This window comes from Paenibacillus sepulcri (assembly GCF_042647105.1).
GTDB classification, from domain to species: domain Bacteria; phylum Bacillota; class Bacilli; order Paenibacillales; family Paenibacillaceae; genus Paenibacillus_Z; species Paenibacillus_Z sepulcri.
Genome location: NZ_JBHRUP010000001.1, coordinates 246658 through 263647, shown reverse-complemented (window position 1 = coordinate 263647; position 16990 = coordinate 246658). Strand labels below are relative to the sequence as shown.

At 51.2% G+C, this 16990-nt stretch carries 15 protein-coding genes; 14 read left to right on the top strand and 1 reads right to left on the bottom strand.

What is annotated here, in order from left to right; translation table 11 throughout:
* Nucleotides 1-17 precede the first annotated feature (17 nt).
* The 13 genes from ACFOLF_RS01135 (at nt 18) to ACFOLF_RS01075 (ending at nt 14672) form a co-directional block, all read left to right on the top strand.
* Complete coding sequence (locus ACFOLF_RS01135) at nt 18-1442, top strand: ABC transporter substrate-binding protein (RefSeq protein WP_210040742.1); 1425 nt, start codon at nt 18-20, stop codon at nt 1440-1442.
* Nucleotides 1443-2222, top strand: a complete 780-nt coding sequence (locus ACFOLF_RS01130; protein ID WP_379113839.1) for a DeoR/GlpR family DNA-binding transcription regulator — start codon at nt 1443-1445, stop codon at nt 2220-2222.
* Nucleotides 2223-2367: 145 nt separating this feature from the next.
* Nucleotides 2368-3498, top strand: coding sequence for a response regulator (locus ACFOLF_RS01125; RefSeq protein WP_210040746.1), 1131 nt, complete (start codon nt 2368-2370; stop codon nt 3496-3498).
* Nucleotides 3499-3712: 214 nt separating this feature from the next.
* Entirely contained in the window at nt 3713-6139 is a 2427-nt protein-coding gene (locus ACFOLF_RS01120) for a bifunctional diguanylate cyclase/phosphodiesterase (RefSeq protein ID WP_210040748.1), read from the top strand.
* Nucleotides 6140-6309: 170 nt separating this feature from the next.
* Entirely contained in the window at nt 6310-7371 is a 1062-nt protein-coding gene (locus tag ACFOLF_RS01115) for an oxidoreductase (protein ID WP_379113837.1), read from the top strand.
* 138 nt (nt 7372-7509) lie between these two features.
* Nucleotides 7510-8223: a DsbA family protein gene (locus ACFOLF_RS01110; protein ID WP_379113835.1), complete on the top strand. Its 714-nt coding sequence runs from the start codon at nt 7510-7512 to the stop codon at nt 8221-8223.
* Entirely contained in the window at nt 8223-8660 is a 438-nt protein-coding gene (locus ACFOLF_RS01105; protein ID WP_210040749.1) for a disulfide oxidoreductase, read from the top strand. Before ACFOLF_RS01110 ends, ACFOLF_RS01105 begins: the two co-directional genes overlap by 1 nt.
* 341 nt (nt 8661-9001) lie before the next feature.
* Complete coding sequence (locus tag ACFOLF_RS01100; protein WP_210040751.1) at nt 9002-9691, top strand: cysteine hydrolase family protein; 690 nt, start codon at nt 9002-9004, stop codon at nt 9689-9691.
* Between the two features lie 60 nt (nt 9692-9751).
* The gene (locus tag ACFOLF_RS01095) at nt 9752-10804 is read left to right on the top strand and encodes an ABC transporter substrate-binding protein (RefSeq protein ID WP_210040753.1); all 1053 of its coding nucleotides are present in this window, start codon (nt 9752-9754) and stop codon (nt 10802-10804) included.
* A gap of 44 nt (nt 10805-10848) precedes the next feature.
* The gene (locus tag ACFOLF_RS01090) at nt 10849-11688 is read left to right on the top strand and encodes an ABC transporter ATP-binding protein (protein WP_210040755.1); all 840 of its coding nucleotides are present in this window, start codon (nt 10849-10851) and stop codon (nt 11686-11688) included.
* A 27-nt stretch (nt 11689-11715) separates the two neighbouring features.
* Entirely contained in the window at nt 11716-12474 is a 759-nt protein-coding gene (locus tag ACFOLF_RS01085) for an ABC transporter permease (RefSeq protein WP_210040757.1), read from the top strand.
* Between the two features lie 66 nt (nt 12475-12540).
* A complete protein-coding gene (locus ACFOLF_RS01080) occupies nt 12541-13374 on the top strand; it encodes a polysaccharide deacetylase family protein (protein ID WP_210040758.1) in 834 nt (277 codons plus the stop codon).
* A 62-nt stretch (nt 13375-13436) separates the two neighbouring features.
* Nucleotides 13437-14672 carry an MFS transporter gene (locus ACFOLF_RS01075; protein ID WP_210040760.1) on the top strand — a complete coding sequence of 412 codons (1236 nt, stop codon included), beginning with the start codon at nt 13437-13439 and terminating at the stop codon, nt 14670-14672.
* Here ACFOLF_RS01075 and ACFOLF_RS01070 read toward each other — a convergent pair.
* On the bottom strand, nt 14667-15587 hold the full coding sequence (locus ACFOLF_RS01070) for a LysR family transcriptional regulator (RefSeq protein WP_210040762.1): 921 nt from the start codon (nt 15585-15587) through the stop codon (nt 14667-14669). The genes ACFOLF_RS01075 and ACFOLF_RS01070 overlap by 6 nt on opposite strands.
* Nucleotides 15588-15859: 272 nt before the next feature.
* Between ACFOLF_RS01070 and ku the strand changes: the two genes are divergently transcribed.
* Entirely contained in the window at nt 15860-16951 is a 1092-nt protein-coding gene (gene ku / locus ACFOLF_RS01065; protein WP_210040764.1) for a non-homologous end joining protein Ku, read from the top strand.
* Nucleotides 16952-16990 lie beyond the last annotated feature (39 nt).

The following is a 16990-nucleotide window of genomic DNA, read 5'->3' as shown; positions in this document are numbered from 1 at the left end:
ACCTAGGAGTGGTAAATGTGATTTTGCGTAAAATGTTCAGCCATTGGAAAACATCAATCGTCTCCCTGATGCTTATTACAGCTGTAGGCTGTTCAGCGGGTGCGCCGGCGGCCAATAACAATGCCCCGGCCGCCAATGCTCCAGCCGCCAATGCTCCGGCAGCAAATGCACCAGCTGCCGACGTCCCGGCAGCTGACGCTCCGACAGGCGTATCAGCAGGAATCGAGCTCGGCAAGGATGGCCCCGTCACCATTGATTTCTGGCATATTCAAGCCACGATATACGGCGAAGCGATCAAGGAGATCGTCAGCGACTTCAACAAGGAATACGAAGGCAAAATCGTTGTGAGAGAAGTATTCCAGGGCAGTTATGACGATCTTAACAAAAAAGTGCGTGCCGCTTTGCAGGGCGGAGGCCTCCCGGCTGTGGCCATGTCGTACGAGAGCGACACGCTCGAGTACATGAAGGCGGACAAAATCGTCCCGCTTGACGACTACATCAGCGATCCGGTGAACGGACTGAGCCAGACGGATCTGGACGACATTATGCCGGGTGTGCTTGCCCGCCAACGTATTCCGGAGTATAACGGCAAAACGATGAGCTGGCCGCACGGGAACTCCTCAATGGGGGTTTACTACAACATTGATTTGCTGAAACAGGCCGGCTATGACAAACCGGCAGCCACATGGCCGGAATTTGAGAAAATGGCGCTTGATATTACAGCGAAAACCGGCAAGCCTGCACTGGTTATGGGCAATGCCAACAATGGCGGTACGTTCCGCACATGGCTGCGCACTTATGGCATTGATCCGATCAAGCTGGATCAAAGCGGTGTGAACTATGACAACCCGGAGGCTGTGGAACTGGCGACCATGATCAAGAACCTGATCGACAAGAAGGCGATTGTTCTTGCAGAGGACACCGAGCAGGAATTCACGAACGGCAGAGCCGCGATGGAAATCGGTACAACAGCTCGTACAAGCTCCAAGCTTGATCTGGTGAAGGATAAATTCCAATGGGGCATCACCCTGATCCCGCAAGGCAAAAGCGGAGGTCAAGTAACAGAGCTGTACGGCGGCAACCAGGTGCTGTTCAAAACCACTCCGGAAGAGCAGCTTGCAGGCTGGCTGTTCTTGAAATATTTCGCGGGATCGGAAGCACAGTCGATCTATGCAGCCAAAACAGGCTATTTCCCGGCTACGAAGTCCGCGCAGGAAACCGATTTGCTGAAGCAAAACTATGCGGATAACCCGCAGAAGAAGCAAGCTTTTGACGAAGTGTTCCCATATGCCCGCATCGACGTTTCGAGCGCTGCGCGCAGCAAAATGGATACATCCGTAGGCGAGGCGCTGCAGGCGATGATCGCCGGCAAGCTTTCTCCGGCAGATGCGGTGAAGAAGGCGCAGGCTGATGCGACCAAGGTGCTCGGAGAATTCAAATAAATGGGTTCCGTCCATAGAAGAAACGAGATTATGATAGCCGTCCGTAGAGTCGGCAGCGTTTCTGTGGATGATCTTGTCCAAACTTATAATGTCTCGGTGGAAACTATCCGCCGGGACCTTCGTATTTTGGACGAGAAAGGATTTCTTCGCAGAACGTATGGCGGCGCAGTCAGAAAAGAACAAACCACTTGGGATATGCCCTATTATGACCGGATGCAGCTTAACCGGGAGCGCAAGGAAGCCATCGCCCGCGAAGTCGTGCTGCTGCTGGAGGACGGCGACAGCGTTTTTATCGACGGAAACACTTCCGGGCTGATTCTGTCCCGGTTCATCCCGGAGAATAAAAATCTGACCATCGTGACGAACTCGGCTATGGTCACCTTGAATCTGGTTCAGAAAAAGGGGAAATTGAAGGTTCATCTGGTCGGTGGCGAAGTGGATGAGGATGGCAAGACATTCGGCTATAAGCTGCACTGCGAGCTTCGTCAGTACCGCTTTGACAAAGCCTTGTTTTCCTGCATGGGATTTGGCGCTGAAGGGCTGTACTACTCCAAATGGGAGCCGCTGCAAATCGCGCAGATGCTTGTCGAGCAAAGCAATCAGCTGATTCTGATGGCTGATTCGTCGAAGGCGAACCGCAGCGGCTTTCTCTACGGCATGGAGCTGAGCCGCATCCATACGCTGGTGACGGATGAAGGCACCCCTCCGGACATGCGCGACAGCCTGCGGGAATCGGTCCGCCGTCTGATCATCGGCAGCAGCGAAGTCAACGAGGAATAGCTAAAGCCGAGACAAGTCCAAGCATGATTTCCTCCCATCGCATCTCACCGTGAGTATTAGAGGAAAATGTCAGGAACCGTCGAAACTAAATAAGACAATCCGAAAGGAATGATTGCGAAACGAGCGTGTGAAAGGAGCTTGATCCTTGAAAGTTATTTTGGTTGATGATGACCCCTTGGCTTTGAAGCTTCTGGAGAGCGAGCTTACGGCCATCGGTCAGGTCGAAATTATAGGATCCTACCAGGATCCGCGACTGGTCATCCAGGACATGCGCGCCGGCTTGCCGGATGCTGTTTTTCTGGATATCCATATGCCTTTCATCAGCGGATTGGAGCTCGCAGAACAAATTCTCGGCGAATCTCCCGATATCCAAATTGTGTTCGTAACAGCCTACCAGGAGCACGCCGTTGAAGCATTCGAGCTGACTGCCCAGGATTATATTATCAAACCATTCCAGCGTGAACGATTGATCAAGACCTGTGCGCGGGTCAGAAGAATGCTGACCCTCTATTCGGCCAGGCGTTCAGATGCCGCGCTGCCAGTGATGATTCATTGCTTCAAGTCCTTCCTGATCGAAGGCCGGGTCCCGGGGGCAGCCGCTGTACGCTGGAAAACTTTCAAAGCGCAGGAATTATTCCTTTATCTGCTCCAGCACCAGGGAATAACAGTTCAAAAGCAGCATCTGCTTGAGCATTTGTGGGCCGAGATTGATTGGAAGAGAGCCATCACGCAGCTGTACACCACGATCTATCAGATCAGGATGCTCATTGTCAAGGAGAATCTGACGATCCGGATCGTCAATCAGGACGAAGGCTACCGGCTTGAGCTTGGCGGAGTCGAGGTGGATGTGCTGGTGTGGGAAAAGCAGCTGGAGCAAGCCCCCATGCTGACTGAAGCGACATTGGAGCTTCATTTGAAGCTGTTTGCGATGTATCGGGGCGATTACCTGATGGAGCATGAGTTTCTTTGGGCAGAGCCGGAGAAACGCCGCTTGCGTGCGATTTGGCAGTATCATAGGCATCAACTGCTTGATTTTTATAAAACCAAGGGCAGGTATTCGGAGGCGATTGCTTTTCTTCTTCAGGTTCAGAAGGTAAATCTGACCGAGGAGCAGGTTTATTTTGAACTGATGCAATTGTATCAGGAAACGGGCGACCGCTTTTCCCTGGAACAGCAATTCGCATTGCTGCAGGGCATGCTGAGCCGCGAATATGACGCCAGCCCCAAGACGGAAGTACGTGAATGGTATATGAATTGGAAGCAAACGATGGAGTAATATATTCCGTCTAAATAGGAGCTCATTGAGCTTTGGCGCAAGCAGGCGCCAAGGCTTTTTTGACGTTGACGGGGGGATGCCCGCAGGTATTTCAAAAATGTTTCAGATTCGTCATGTATAATAAAATAAGTCGTTAGACTCAGTTCTAAAGACCCTAATATTACCCATCTATAGGGAAATATTACTCATCATGATGGTAAGGGAGTTTAACGTTATGAATCATATGCATGGCAGTTTTCATGAATCTCTTGTCATTTTATCCTGTTTGATCGCAGTGGCCTCCTCTTATTCCGCTTTGGACCTAACCGGAAAGATATATACAAGCAAGGACAAGCTGCGGTTGCTTTGGCTCGTTTGCGGTGCTTTTTCCATGGGTCTTGGCATCTGGTCGATGCATTTTGTCGGCATGCTTGCCATGCGCCTGCCTATACGCATTTCCTATGATATCAAGCTGGTGCTGCTCTCTGTCGTGCTGGCCATCGGGGTATCGCTGATTGCATTGTTTACCGCGCACCTGCAGCGTATGGGCTGGAAAGAGATATGGTTGTCAGGAGGATTGATGGCTGCAGGAATCTGCGGCATGCACTATATCGGAATGGCGGCTATGACGGTCGATATCAGTTACGATCCATGGATGGTCGTTCTGTCAGTTATTATTGCCGTCACAGCGTCGGCTGCCGCGCTTGGAATGCTCTATTATTTCCGCCAACAGACGGTCCGTTATGCGCTGCTCTTCAAGCTTGGAAGCTCGCTTGTAATGGGCGGCGGTATCGCGGGCATGCATTACACCGGTATGGCCGGAGCGTATTTTCACGAGAGAATGGATAACATCGCCGCCGGCGGGATGCTGATTGATCAGACTTTGCTCGCCTATATTATCGCAGCAGGCACGTTCCTGCTTCTTGGTCTGACTTTTCTCGGCATTCTGGTCAACAAGCGGTTTCGGCAAAAGGATCTGACCATTCTGGAGAGCGAGCAATGGTACCGGTCCTTATACGAGAACAATGCAGATGGCATCCTGTCCGTCAATACCAAGGGCGAAGTTATGGGAATGAACCCCGCTGTAAGCAAAATTGCAGGCGCTGTCATAGAGGGATTCACAAACAAGCATATATCCGCCATCGGCTTGAAGGCAGTTGAAGAGCAGAAGGCGAGGGACAAAGCATTATCGGGTCAACCAGCCGGTGAGCGGCCGGATAGTTATGAAACCGTTATAACGAATTCGAACGGACATCAGGTGGAAATCCATGTAACCGAGGTTCCGGTCATTATTGACGAGAGGATTGTGGGGAGCCATGTTATCCTGAGGGATATAACCGAAGAGAAAAGGGACAAAAGCCTGATCGAGCATCTCGCCTTCCATGATGAACTGACAGCCTTGCCTAACCGCAGACTGTTCAACCAGATGCTAGACCAGGCGATCGAGGAATGCAAAAAGCGAAGCGGTTCTTTTACCGTGCTCGTGCTTGATGTTGACCGCTTCAAGCTTATTAATGATTCACTGGGACATACATACGGCGATCTGTTTCTCAAGGCGTTAAGTGAGCGCTTTATTGCCGGCGCCGATAATCTGGAGGTGACCATTGCCCGTATGGGCGGGGACGAATTCTCGATTATTTGCCGATCGGAGACCGACCAGGCAGCCGACCTGTTGGCCACACGGATCTTGAGTCTGCTCCGCCAGCCATTCCATCTCAAGGGCAACGACTTCTATATATCGGCAAGCATCGGAATAGCCAGTTTTCCTGAGCATGGCGAAAGCGGTGAGGAGCTGCTGCGCTTGGCCGACGCGGCGATGTATGAGGTAAAGAAGCATGGCAAGAACGGTTACCGTTATTATTCGCAGGAGCTGGACAAGCATTTGATGGATCGTATTGAATTGGAGGGGGAGCTGCGAAAAGCCATTGAGCGCCGGGAGCTGCTTGTCTATTATCAGCCCCAGATCCGTACGGAAGACAGCCGCATGATTGGTGTGGAGGCTTTGGTCCGCTGGAATCATTCCTCAAAAGGCCTGATGATGCCGGGCAGCTTTATTCCGATTGCTGAAGAGACGGGGATGATTCATGAAATTGGCACCTGGGTTCTATATGAAGCCTGCCGTCAAATGGTCGAATGGCATGAGCATGGCGGACCGCTGATTCCCGTGTCGGTCAATTTATCAGCCCGTCAGTTCCATCAGGCCAATCTGGTGGAATATATTGAGGCCGTGCTTGCTGAGACGGGGCTTGAGCCTAAGTATCTGGAGCTTGAAATTACGGAGAGCATGATGATGGATCCGATTGTATCCATCGATATTCTTAATAAATTGAATATGCTGGGTGTGCGGATCAGCCTTGATGATTTTGGAACAGGGTACAGCTCACTCAGTTATTTGAAGACGTTCCCGATCCATAAGCTCAAGATCGACCGTTCTTTTATTTCCGAAATAACCGAGAATGACAATGATAAAGCTATCGTTGCGACAATTATCTCCATGGCCCATCATTTGAATCTGGATGTGGTGGCGGAAGGAATCGAAACGAAGGATCAGCTGGATATTCTCACCCATAATCAGTGCAAGGAAATTCAGGGGTATTTTTTCAGCCGTCCGCTATCCGCCCATCAGGTGGAGAAGGAGTTTTTTGTTCCGCTGCGTTTCTAACCCCCTTGAAAAAGTGAGCATATTGTCTGCATGGCCACCTCTGCCGCGGGGCATCCGCCAAGGAGGAGGCTATTGCCTTGGAACGGCTGGTCAATCCGCCGAAGGATTTCCGAATGAGGATGTAGAACTATTAAGGGCAGTGATTCACTATCTTGGAAAATAGGAGGCTTATGATGAACAAGAAAACCTTACAGGTGGGACTGGTTGGCTTCGGCTATGCGGGCAGCACCTTTCACGCTCCTGTCATAACGAACGTCGCGAATATGAGCTTGGCCAAAGTGGTGCAGCGCAATGGGGCCTCTTCCAAGGAAAAATATCCTTGGGTGACCGTAGTAGGCAGCGTTCAGGAGTTATATGCAGATGATGATATCGATCTGGTGGTCATTACAACGCCGAGCACCAATCATTATGCATTGGCCAAAGAAGCGATTATGGCGGGCAAGCATGTCGTGGTCGAGAAGCCTTTTACAACAACGTCTTCCGAAGCCGATGAGCTGATTTCCCTGGCTCGGGAGAAGAATGTCGTGGTCAGCGTCTATCAGAACAGGCGCTGGGATGGCGATTTTATGACGCTCCGCCAGGTTCTGGACCAGTCGCTGCTGGGCCGTGTGATTGAAGCGGAATTCCGCTGGGATCGCTTCAGCCCGGTTGTAAATCCGGGGAGATGGCGGGATGGTGATGTGCAGGGATCCGGTACCGTCTATGATCTGGGTGTTCATTTCATGGATCAGGCGCTTACTTTATTCGGGCTTCCGGACACAATCACCGCGGACATCCGCATCCAGCGCGAGGGCGGCATCGCCGATGATTACTTCGACATCGGACTGGGTTATGCGGATGGTCTGAAGGTGAGTCTCCGTTCCTCGCTGCTGATCAGAGAACCGGGTCCGCGTTACGTGGTTCACGGGACCGAGGGTTCTTATGTCAAATATGGAGTCGATCCGCAGGAGAGAGCGCTGCGTGGCGGTCAGACGCCGGGATCGCCGGATTGGGGAGCCGAACCGGAGGAGCAATGGGGCAAGCTTCATGCTGTGATGGGCGCGCTGGAATTGCAAGGCCGGATACGGACGCTGCCCGGAGCCTATCAGGACTTCTATCAGAATATCAGCGATCATCTGCTTGAAGGGGCAGAGCTTGCGGTCAAGCCCGAAGAAGCGGGAATGGCGATCCGCATGATTGAACTGGCTTATCAAAGCCATCGGGAAGGCCGGATGATCGAGGTCGGCAGCTGATCTAACAGCCACCGTAATAACAAGCGGCCAGAGCCGTTCCTATTTCACTATTCTTTCATATCCAGCCCTTCTATTTTCAGCTATTTTTAAGGAAAATCGGTTATAATATATCTAATTGTGTCTTTTAGGAGGGTGTCTGTGCAGAACAAATCAGAAATCAAGTTATCCAACAAAGCAAAAAGAGAGCAAGAGAAGAAAAAGAAACAAAGACGAATGCAAATTATCATGTGGACTACAGGTGTTGTCGTCATAGCATTGATTGCCGTTGCTATTATTTTTCAACCGAAAGCAAAACCGCTTGAAGTGGCTTACGATCAATTGCCGATACTCGGCAAAGCCGAGGCTCCGGTCAAAATCGTCGAATTCGGCGATTATAAATGTCCTTCCTGCCAATATTTCTCGCAGAATATCATGCCGCTGTTAAAGACCGATTATATCGATACCGGTAAAGCCTCGCTTTATTTCATGAACGATACGATCATTTATCAGGATTCCACGACAGCGGCACTTGCTGCCCAAGCCGTTTTCCATCAGAGCAATGAAGAGTTCTGGAAATATTATGACGCTTTATTCAAGAATCAGAAGGCGGAAGAACAAAGTATATGGGCAACGCCGGACTTTCTGACGGATTTAGCCAAGTCGGCGGGTATTAAAGTCGATTATGACAAGCTCCGCCAGGATATTGACAATCAAACCTATATGGATGAAGTAACCGAGCATACAAGATTCGCCCAGAACGATGCTAAAGTTACTGCCACGCCTACGCTATTGATTAACGGGGTTAAGTTCGAGGACGTATTTAATTACGAGGCACTCAAAAAAGCAATCGACAGCGCAATCGGTGAATCTTGATGCAGGCGAGGTTACATGCGTTAAGTCTATACTTTGCTTGGGTCGTATCCCTGGTTGCTGTCGGCGGAAGCTTGTACTTCAGTGAAGTTATGGGATTTGAGCCGTGCAAACTGTGCTGGCTGCAGCGGATATGCATGTACCCGCTTGTTTACTTGCTGGGCAGGGCCAGTTATCTGAATGACCGGAAAATCATCGGTTATGCGCTGCCCTTGTCCATTCTGGGGGGCTGCATCTCGATCTACCATGTCCTGGAGCAGAAGGTTCCAGGCTTCGCCGATATTCTGCCTTGCAGCAGCGGCATTCCGTGCAACACTGATTATATCAATTGGCTGGGGTTCATCACGATTCCAATTCTAGCACTGACCGCATTTATTCTCATTACCGTGTTTTTGTTAATGGGAAGAAACAGGGGAACCGGAATAGAAGAAACCGAATAATCAGCCGTTTTAGGCGAAGAAGAAGCTGCGCGAATGCGCAGCTTTTTTCTATGGTTAAAATGATGATTCCCAAGAACAGGCATCCATCCCCGAAGCGGGACGAAGTCGTCCAGGCGATACACCTTCATTACATATACTACCATGACCTACTATGTTATATATATGTGATATAATAGAAAGACAAGCGAAAATCAAGTCGATTTTCGGGTTTGATAGGGTTTTCAAACGATTTTCTTATGACGTTAATCGAATATATGTATTATGCAAGGAAGGTTATATGACATACTATTAGTTTAAGAAACAGCTCACCACATTCGAAAGCCGAGAGGAGCAGCGTATAGATGAGAGAATGGATGAAGATGATTCCCGAATCCGAGCAGTCAATCTACAGCAGTGCCGGATTTCAGACAGAATTGAAGCCGGGAAACAGAGCGGCTCTGATCGTGGTCGATGTCACTTACGGCTTTACGGGATCCGAGGGTCTGACACTAGAGGAAGCGATCAAGGAATTTCCGACCGCCTGCGGTCCGGCTTCATGGGAAGCGATGCCGCGAATCAGCCGCTTGATCGGGATGTTCCGAAGCAAACAGCTGCCGATTGTCTTCACGCACAGCGACTCGCGCAGTACGCCGTATACCGGCAAGGCAACCAAACGGGCGGCGCGCACGCATGAAGTTGTGCCGGGCTTCAACGACTTTCCCGAAGCCGTCCATCCGCTTGAACAGGAGTGGAAGCTGGGCAAGACCAAGGCGAGCGCCTTCTTTCTGACTCCGCTGACGGTATATTTGCAGAAGGAAGGAATCGATACTCTCGTCATCTGCGGTGTATCGACTTCAGGCTGCGTAAGGGCAACGGCTGTGGATGCCTGCTCGCATGGCTACACCACTTTCGTCGTTGACGACTGCTGCTTTGACCGTTCCTATTATGCGCACTGCAGCAATCTGTTCGATATGCAGGCCAAATATGCGTCCGTCCTCTCGCTTGAGGAGCTGGAGTCGGAAATGAAAGATATGCAGGATGTGGCGGGTTAATTTGGAAGAATCTCAGTATCGTCAAACTAAAGAGAATGATTGCACAGGGGAGTGTTACAGATGAAAAAATGGAAATTAGCTCAAATGACAGGCTGCATGATCGCGTTATTGTTGATTCTCAGCGCCTGCGGCGGCGGAAATGCCAATAACTCAGCATCGAACGCGTCCAGCACAGGAACAACGGAAGCTTCGGCGGGAACGGAAAACACAGGCGCGCCGGCTGAATTGACGAAGCTGAAGGTCGGCGTATTGAAAATAGCGGGGCTGACCAATGTGTATACCGCCAAGGAGCAGGGCATGTTCGAGAAGAACGGTCTGGATGTCGAAATGGTAGAATTCAAGTCCGGCGGCGACGCAGTTTCTGCCCAGCAGTCCGGCGATGTAGACATCATATTGTCGATTCCCGGCACGGCATTCACCGCGATCGAGCGGGGCTTCGATTTGAAGGTCATATTCCAGAATGAAACGGCAAAAGCGCAATCGCCGGATTCCGGCTCCATCCAGGTGCTGAAGGATTCGCCGATCCAGAGCGTGAAGGATCTGGCGGGCAAGAAGATAGCCATCTCCGCCCTGCACAGCCAGAATGCCGTAAGCGTGCAGAAGGTAATCAAGGCGGCGGGCGTCGATATCAGCAAGGTACAGTTTATCGAAACTCCATCGCCAAGCCAGGCTGACGCGCTCAAGTCCAAGCAGGTTGACGCCGTTGTAACCGTAGATCCTTATACAACTCAGCTGACAAGCTCAGGAGTAGGCAGAGTTATTTCCTGGCCGAACATCGAATCAATACCTGAACAGCCGCTTGGCGCATGGTTTGCGAAGAGTAAATTTATTACCGATAATCCAGACATCATTACGGGCTTCACAAATTCCCTCAAGGAAGCGATGGATTACCTCAATGGCGATGAAACCCGTGCGAAGCAGGAGGTTGCAGCTTACACCGGACTTGATCCTGCACTTGTCAAGGATATGCCGATGATCGGCTGGAATTACAAAGTGGATCCGGCGAAGTGGCAGGCTGTCATCGATATGATGGTAGAAAGCGGCGAGATGGAGAAGGCGCATACGACCGATGAGTTTTTCTCCGATGCCTTGAAATCATTCATTGTTGAATAAGCGCCGGGTATCGAACAGATCAACGGATGAGAGGATGATTCAGCATGCCAGCCATGAACTCTGCGAAAATATCTGTTTTTCCGGAAAAGGCGCCGCGTGAAACGATTATTGAAGTGGCCAACATCCATAAAATATTTGCGGTGAACGGCAACAAGGTAACAGTGTTCAACGACATGTCCTACAGCATCGACAAGGGCAGCTTCCTGTCCATCGTCGGGCCTTCGGGCTGCGGAAAGTCGACTCTCCTTAAGCTGATCTCGGGCTTGGAGCTGCCTACCAAAGGTAAAATCGTCTTCCGGGGCCGGGAAATTTCCGGTCCTCCGAAAGGAATGATCTATGTGTTCCAGCAGTATTCCAAATCAATCCTGCCCTGGCGCACCGTCATCCAGAATATTGAATTCGGCCTCAAAAGCCACAAGAAGCTGAACAAGAAGGAAACCCTCGAGAAATGTATGGAATATGTCCGTCTGGTCGGATTGGAAGGCTATGAGCATTATTATCCGTCCCAGCTATCCGGCGGCATGCAGCAGCGTGTCGTGATTGCCAGGGCGCTGATCTGCGAGCCGGAGGTGCTGCTGATGGATGAGCCATTCAGCGCCGTGGATGCCATGACGCGGGCAATCTTGCAGGAACTGCTGCTAAGCCTCTGGGAAAAGCTCGGCATTACGATTTTGTTCGTCACCCATGACGTGGAAGAGGCCGTGTTCTTGTCCAGCCATATTATTTCGCTTGGCAAAGCGCCTGCGGCGCTCAAGGAGGATTTGCTGATCAATCTGCCCTATCCGCGCGATCAGATCAAGACCCGCGAGGACGACCGCTTCATCGCGCTGCGCCAGCGATTATTTTCCAGCATCTTTATCCAGGAAAAAGGCGATTCCCATTAACAGGAGCGAAAGGAGGCAGTAAATCCGATGAAGAATCGATGGCCGGGATTCCTGCTGATTGTTGTTCTGCTGATGGTGTGGGAGGCGGCTTCGGCTACCAAAATGGTCGATCCTGTCTCGCTGCCCAGAATCAGCCTGATTGTGAAGTCATGGGGCGAGAGTCTGTTTGGCGGAGAGCTGCTGAAGCAGCTGCTGCCCAGTCTGGGACGTATCTTTGCCGGCTTCGGCATAGCGGTTGTCATCGCCATTCCTCTGGGCCTGCTTATGGGCACCAACCGGTTTATTTACCGGCTGCTTGAGCCGATTACCGAGTTTGTCCGGCCGATACCAAGCTCCGCCTATATCCCGATCGCTATTCTGTTTCTTGGCATCGGCAATGAAATGAAAATATTTGTTATTTTTCTGGCTTGCATATTTCCGGTTCTGCTTAACACATACGGCGGGGTAAGGGGTGTCGATCCGGTTCTTATCGACACCGGGCGTACATTCGGCATTTCAAGACTCCGGACGCTCTGGCAGATTGTTCTGCCGGCGTCGCTGCCAAGCATTCTTACCGGAATGCGGATCAGCATCGGAATTGCGCTGATTGTGTCCGTTGTAGCGGAAATGATCTCGGGCAATAGCGGGATCGGATATTTCATCCTGGATATGCAGCGTATATTCCGGGTTCCCGAGATGTTCGCGGGAATATTCACCTTGGGCATCCTCGGTTATTTGATCAATCTGCTGTTTTTGCGGATCGAGAAATATTTCCTCCGGTGGAGAGGCGCAGCGCATGAAGGATGAGCACGCGGCAGCGCGGATTACAGGAAGTGCATGCGGCGGATTTTGAAGAGAAAGGAATGAACAGCAATGGGCGATATGAATCCTTTTCCCTTTTTTCCATATGAAGCGATTGTTGACCGTCCCCCTGTGAAGTGGCCGAATGGCGCCAGAGTGGCCGTGTGGGTCGTTCCCAACATTGAGCATTTTCACATCGATAAATTCACTCCATCACCGGATATCCGCAATTATTCCCGCCGCGATTACGGTAACCGCGTAGGGATCTGGCGGCTTATGGAGGTGCTGGAGAAGAACGGCGTCAAAGGAACGGTCGCGCTGAATGGTGAAGCGGCATTGTTTTATCCCCGCATTATGGAAGAGGCGATCAAGCTGGATTGGGAGTTCATGGGGCATGGGATGACCAATTCAGTGTTGTTGAACACGCTCACGAAGGAAGGGGAGGGCGAGGTCATTGAGCAGACCCGGGCAATTGTCGAAGGACTTGGCAGTCCGATGCGCGGCTGGCTTGGGCCTGGTCTGGCCGAAACGTGGGATACGCTCGATCTGCTCAAGCAGCATGGCGTGGAATATGTCTGCGATTGGGTGAATGACGATCTGCCTTACCGCATGAATAACGGGTTGTATTCCATCCCTTATTCGATCGAGCTGAACGACATGCCGTTATTCAATATGCCAAGCATCAGCGCTGAGGATTTCTGCAGACGCATATGCGATACATTCGATGTGCTTTATGAAGAGGGCGGGACAAGCGGACGTGTAATGGGTATTGCGCTTCATCCGTTCCTGATCGGAGCGCCACACCGGATCAAATATTTGGATAAGGCTTTGAGCTATATTGCCTCCCACGAGGATGTGTGGTTTGCCAAGGGCGGAGAAATTATCGATGCCTTCAAACAAGGCTAGGAAGCCTGGACTCTTGGCCATCTTCGCAGGATTTTGCTTCAGGAGCCTGGAGGTCGTCTGACATGCAGAAAACAGCAGCAATTGCATATCTATCCGTCTTTATATCGGCCGTGCTGTATTGGCTCGGCTACAGTATGATTCGACCGGTCATGTCGCTTTACTTCTCTGACCAGGGCTATCAGGCGGCAGCCATCGGCGTATTTATGGCTCTCAACTCCGTGCTGCCGATTCTGTTCGCCATGCCGGTAGGCAGCTGGATCGATAAAATCGGCACACGCCGTGCGGTATTGTATGGTTCGATTATAAGCTTGGCAAGCGGCGCCGCGTTCATTGTCGGCGGCGGGCGGGGAATGATCGGACTTGTGCTTTTTGGACAGGTGATCAATGGGATCGGCGGACTGCTCAGCTGGGGAGCTCTTCAGACCGCCGCCTCGCTCTCCGTATCCAAAAGTGCGGACCGCAAGCGCAGCAATCAGGTCCTGTCCAATTTTACCTTCGTCAATTCGCTTGCCCAGCTTGCAGGTCCGTCACTGGGCGGTTTTCTCTCGGATTGGGGCGGATACCCCACAATCTTCATCGTATTTACAAGCATTAATGCAGTTGCCCTGCTGCTGACAGTCCTGCTGCCCAATACCTCCAGGCCGAAGCAGGTTGAAGCGGATGGCAGTTCGAACTGGAAGCGGGCGCTGCTCCAGAGCTACGGGAGCGGCTATGGCTTGATGAAGCGGAACAAAACGTTCTCGGTGGCGATTGTTCTGAACGGGATCATGTTCATGCTGGTTGATCTGCGGACCACCTTTTTCCCGCTCTATCTCGACAAACTGGGATTGACGCATTCTGCTATTGGCGCTATCTTATCCGTTTCGGCACTATCCACGCTGCTGATCCGTCCCGTTACCGGTTACGTGATCAATCGTCTGGGACAATATCGGATCATGATGAGCAGCATGGTCGTGGGCGGGTTATGTCTGGTTCTGCTGGCATTCGAGCCGGGGATCGGATTATTGTCTGTCGTTATGTTTCTGTGGGGAGCAAGCACCGGCATCAATCAGCCGATGGCGCTTATTATGGTTTCGCACGCGGTCGAGCCCAAAGAACAGGGCATGGGGATGACGATCCGGACAATGTCGAACAGGGTTGTGCAGTTGACCAATCCGCTTTTCTTCGGCGCAGTTACTACCGTGTTCGGGCTGACGCTGGGATTCGGCACGATGGGCCTGCTGCTGCTGGGCGCCGGTCTTGTGTATCGGAGACAGCACAGACTTCAGCGCCCGGCGCCTTATGAGGAAGCTTCATAGCCGGCTGGCATCCGGCTTGGGAGGCCACTTCAGCAATGGTTGACTGTTCTTGCGCGAGGATTCCGATTTGCCCAGCAAAATCTCTTCAAAATATTTTTCGTTTTTGCGGAAAATCAGGTAATAAGGGATGGACAGCTGAAAACTGGCCGCCTCCAGCGGAATATAGGTCAGCTCGCCGCGCTTGATCTCATTGGATACAAAAGATAGTGGAAGAAACGAGATGGCGTTCATCCTCATGACAAGCTGCTTGATCAGCCCGGCATGGTTGGTGAGGAAACGCCGTCTGTAGGGCAGCTTCATCAATTGATGATGCTGGAACATATCGAAATAGGTCTGGTAATAAACGACGAATTCCAGTTCTTTCTCAAGCAGTTCCGGCACAAATTCCTTGGCTGCCAGAGGATGGTCCGTGGACAGCACCAAATGCAGCGCTTCGGAGCCGATCTGGTGCTCCTCGACTTCCTTCTGGTTGGTCGTCTGAATTGCAAAAGCCATATCAATATTGCGGTGGCTCAGGGAGTGGACGACATCGCCGGAATCCACACTGAGCATCTGCAGACTGAGTTCAGGATTATGACTGTATAAATGTTCGAGCTTGTCGAGGATGAATGGAAAAGTGAAAGGAAGCGTGCTGCCGATATTCAACTCCTTGCGGCTTGGTTTGACGCTCAGCGCCTGCACGGCGAGATTATAAGTCTCGACCAGATTCTCGGCGTAGGGGAGCATGATACGTCCTTGTTCGGTAAGCTCTACGCCTTTCTTGCTGCGGACAAACAGCTCGCAGCTCAAGCTTTCCTCCATAAATCTGATGCGGTTGGACACGGTAGGCTGAGGAACGAATAATCGTTTGGCGGCTTCCGAGATATTCTTGCACTCGCTCACCGTCAAAAATGTTTCCAGATGTACGATATTCAACGGAATCCCTCCTGTGTTAGGATCGTGTCAATACAATGCAAGGAATCAGCTGAAATCTTTATATTAGAACCCCATTATAGCATATTTATTCGGTTTTTTCTATGAATTAATCAAGAATATGTGATTAAATCTGACATGGAACATACAAAATGCGATTTTGGCCAAGGCCGGGATCGCATTTTTTTGCATGACTGTAAACATATGCCGGATTGACCATCAGTCATCGCGGTTATAAATCAATACAAGGCAAGGCCAACGAGGAGGGATTCACCTTGCAAACGATCTGGAAGGGCGCAATCAGCTTCGGACTTGTGAATGTGCCGGTCAAGATGTTCACGGCTACCAAAGATAACGATATTCCGCTGCGGATGCTGCATAAAGATTTTAATCTGCCGATCAAGTACCATCGTACCTGCCCCAAATGCAAAGAGGATGTGAGCTGGGACGATATTGTGAAGGGGTACGAGTATGAGCCCGGGCATTATGTCACGTTCGAGAAGGAAGAGCTGGAGAAGCTGGCTTCGGAGGCATCGAGAGAAATCCAGATTCTCGACTTTATTGATCTGGAGGAGATTGATCCGATTTATTTTCAGAAAACCTATTACCTTGCACCGGAGAAGACGGGAAAACATGCTTATTCCCTGCTCGTCGAAGCACTGAAAGCGACGAATAAAATCGGCATAGCCAATGTGACAATCCGCTCCAAGAGCAGTCTGGCCGCGATTCGTGTGATCGACGACAATGTGCTCTCAATGGTTACAATGTTCTATGAAGAAGAGATCAGACCGGCAGCCGAGATTCCCAGTCTTCCCGAGAAAGTCATCATCGACGACCGGGAGCTCGATATGGCCAAGCTGCTGATCGGGCAGCTGAGCAGCAGCTTCAACCCCGGTCAATATAAGGATGTGTTCCGCGGGCGTGTGATGGATGCGATTGAAGGCAAGCTGAAGGGCAAGGAAGTGAAGGTTGCGGCGGAAGAGAAGCCTGCCAATGTCATAGACCTGATGGAAGCATTGAAGGCCAGCCTGCAGCAGCCCAAATCCGTCAAAGGGACCGATTCTGACGGGGAACAATCGAAGAATCAGGAATCTCCCGCTCCCAAGAGAAAATCAAACCGGGGCAGGGCGGCATCCAGAACAGCCATAACGAAAACCGGGCAACGGAATGCGGGCAAGAATGGGAAGGCTGGGTCGGTTGGCAAAGAAGCAGGCAAACGAACATCAGGAGCGAAGAGCAGCCGTAAATCAGCAACCGATAACCGAACCGTTCCGGAGTCTTCGAAGTCCAAGACGGATAACGCTAAGTCTTCCAAAACGACGCGAGCCCGAAAGAAAGGGAGCAGGAACGTACGCAAGGCGGACTGATCCGTCTTGCCGGGCTTCTTTTGCACCGAATGAAAGGGC

Bases quoted from the DNA above. Each gene is read 5' to 3' on its own strand.
- ACFOLF_RS01130 (WP_379113839.1), top strand. From the start codon at position 1,443: ATGGGTTCCGTCCATAGAAGAAACGAGATTATGATAGCCGTCCGTAGA.
- ACFOLF_RS01120 (WP_210040748.1), top strand. From the start codon at position 3,713: ATGAATCATATGCATGGCAGTTTTCATGAATCTCTTGTCATTTTATCC.
- ACFOLF_RS01115 (WP_379113837.1), top strand. From the start codon at position 6,310: ATGATGAACAAGAAAACCTTACAGGTGGGACTGGTTGGCTTCGGCTAT.
- ACFOLF_RS01105 (WP_210040749.1), top strand. From the start codon at position 8,223: ATGCAGGCGAGGTTACATGCGTTAAGTCTATACTTTGCTTGGGTCGTA.
- ACFOLF_RS01100 (WP_210040751.1), top strand. From the start codon at position 9,002: ATGAGAGAATGGATGAAGATGATTCCCGAATCCGAGCAGTCAATCTAC.
- ACFOLF_RS01095 (WP_210040753.1), top strand. From the start codon at position 9,752: ATGAAAAAATGGAAATTAGCTCAAATGACAGGCTGCATGATCGCGTTA.
- ACFOLF_RS01090 (WP_210040755.1), top strand. From the start codon at position 10,849: ATGCCAGCCATGAACTCTGCGAAAATATCTGTTTTTCCGGAAAAGGCG.
- ACFOLF_RS01085 (WP_210040757.1), top strand. From the start codon at position 11,716: ATGAAGAATCGATGGCCGGGATTCCTGCTGATTGTTGTTCTGCTGATG.
- ACFOLF_RS01080 (WP_210040758.1), top strand. From the start codon at position 12,541: ATGGGCGATATGAATCCTTTTCCCTTTTTTCCATATGAAGCGATTGTT.
- ACFOLF_RS01075 (WP_210040760.1), top strand. From the start codon at position 13,437: ATGCAGAAAACAGCAGCAATTGCATATCTATCCGTCTTTATATCGGCC.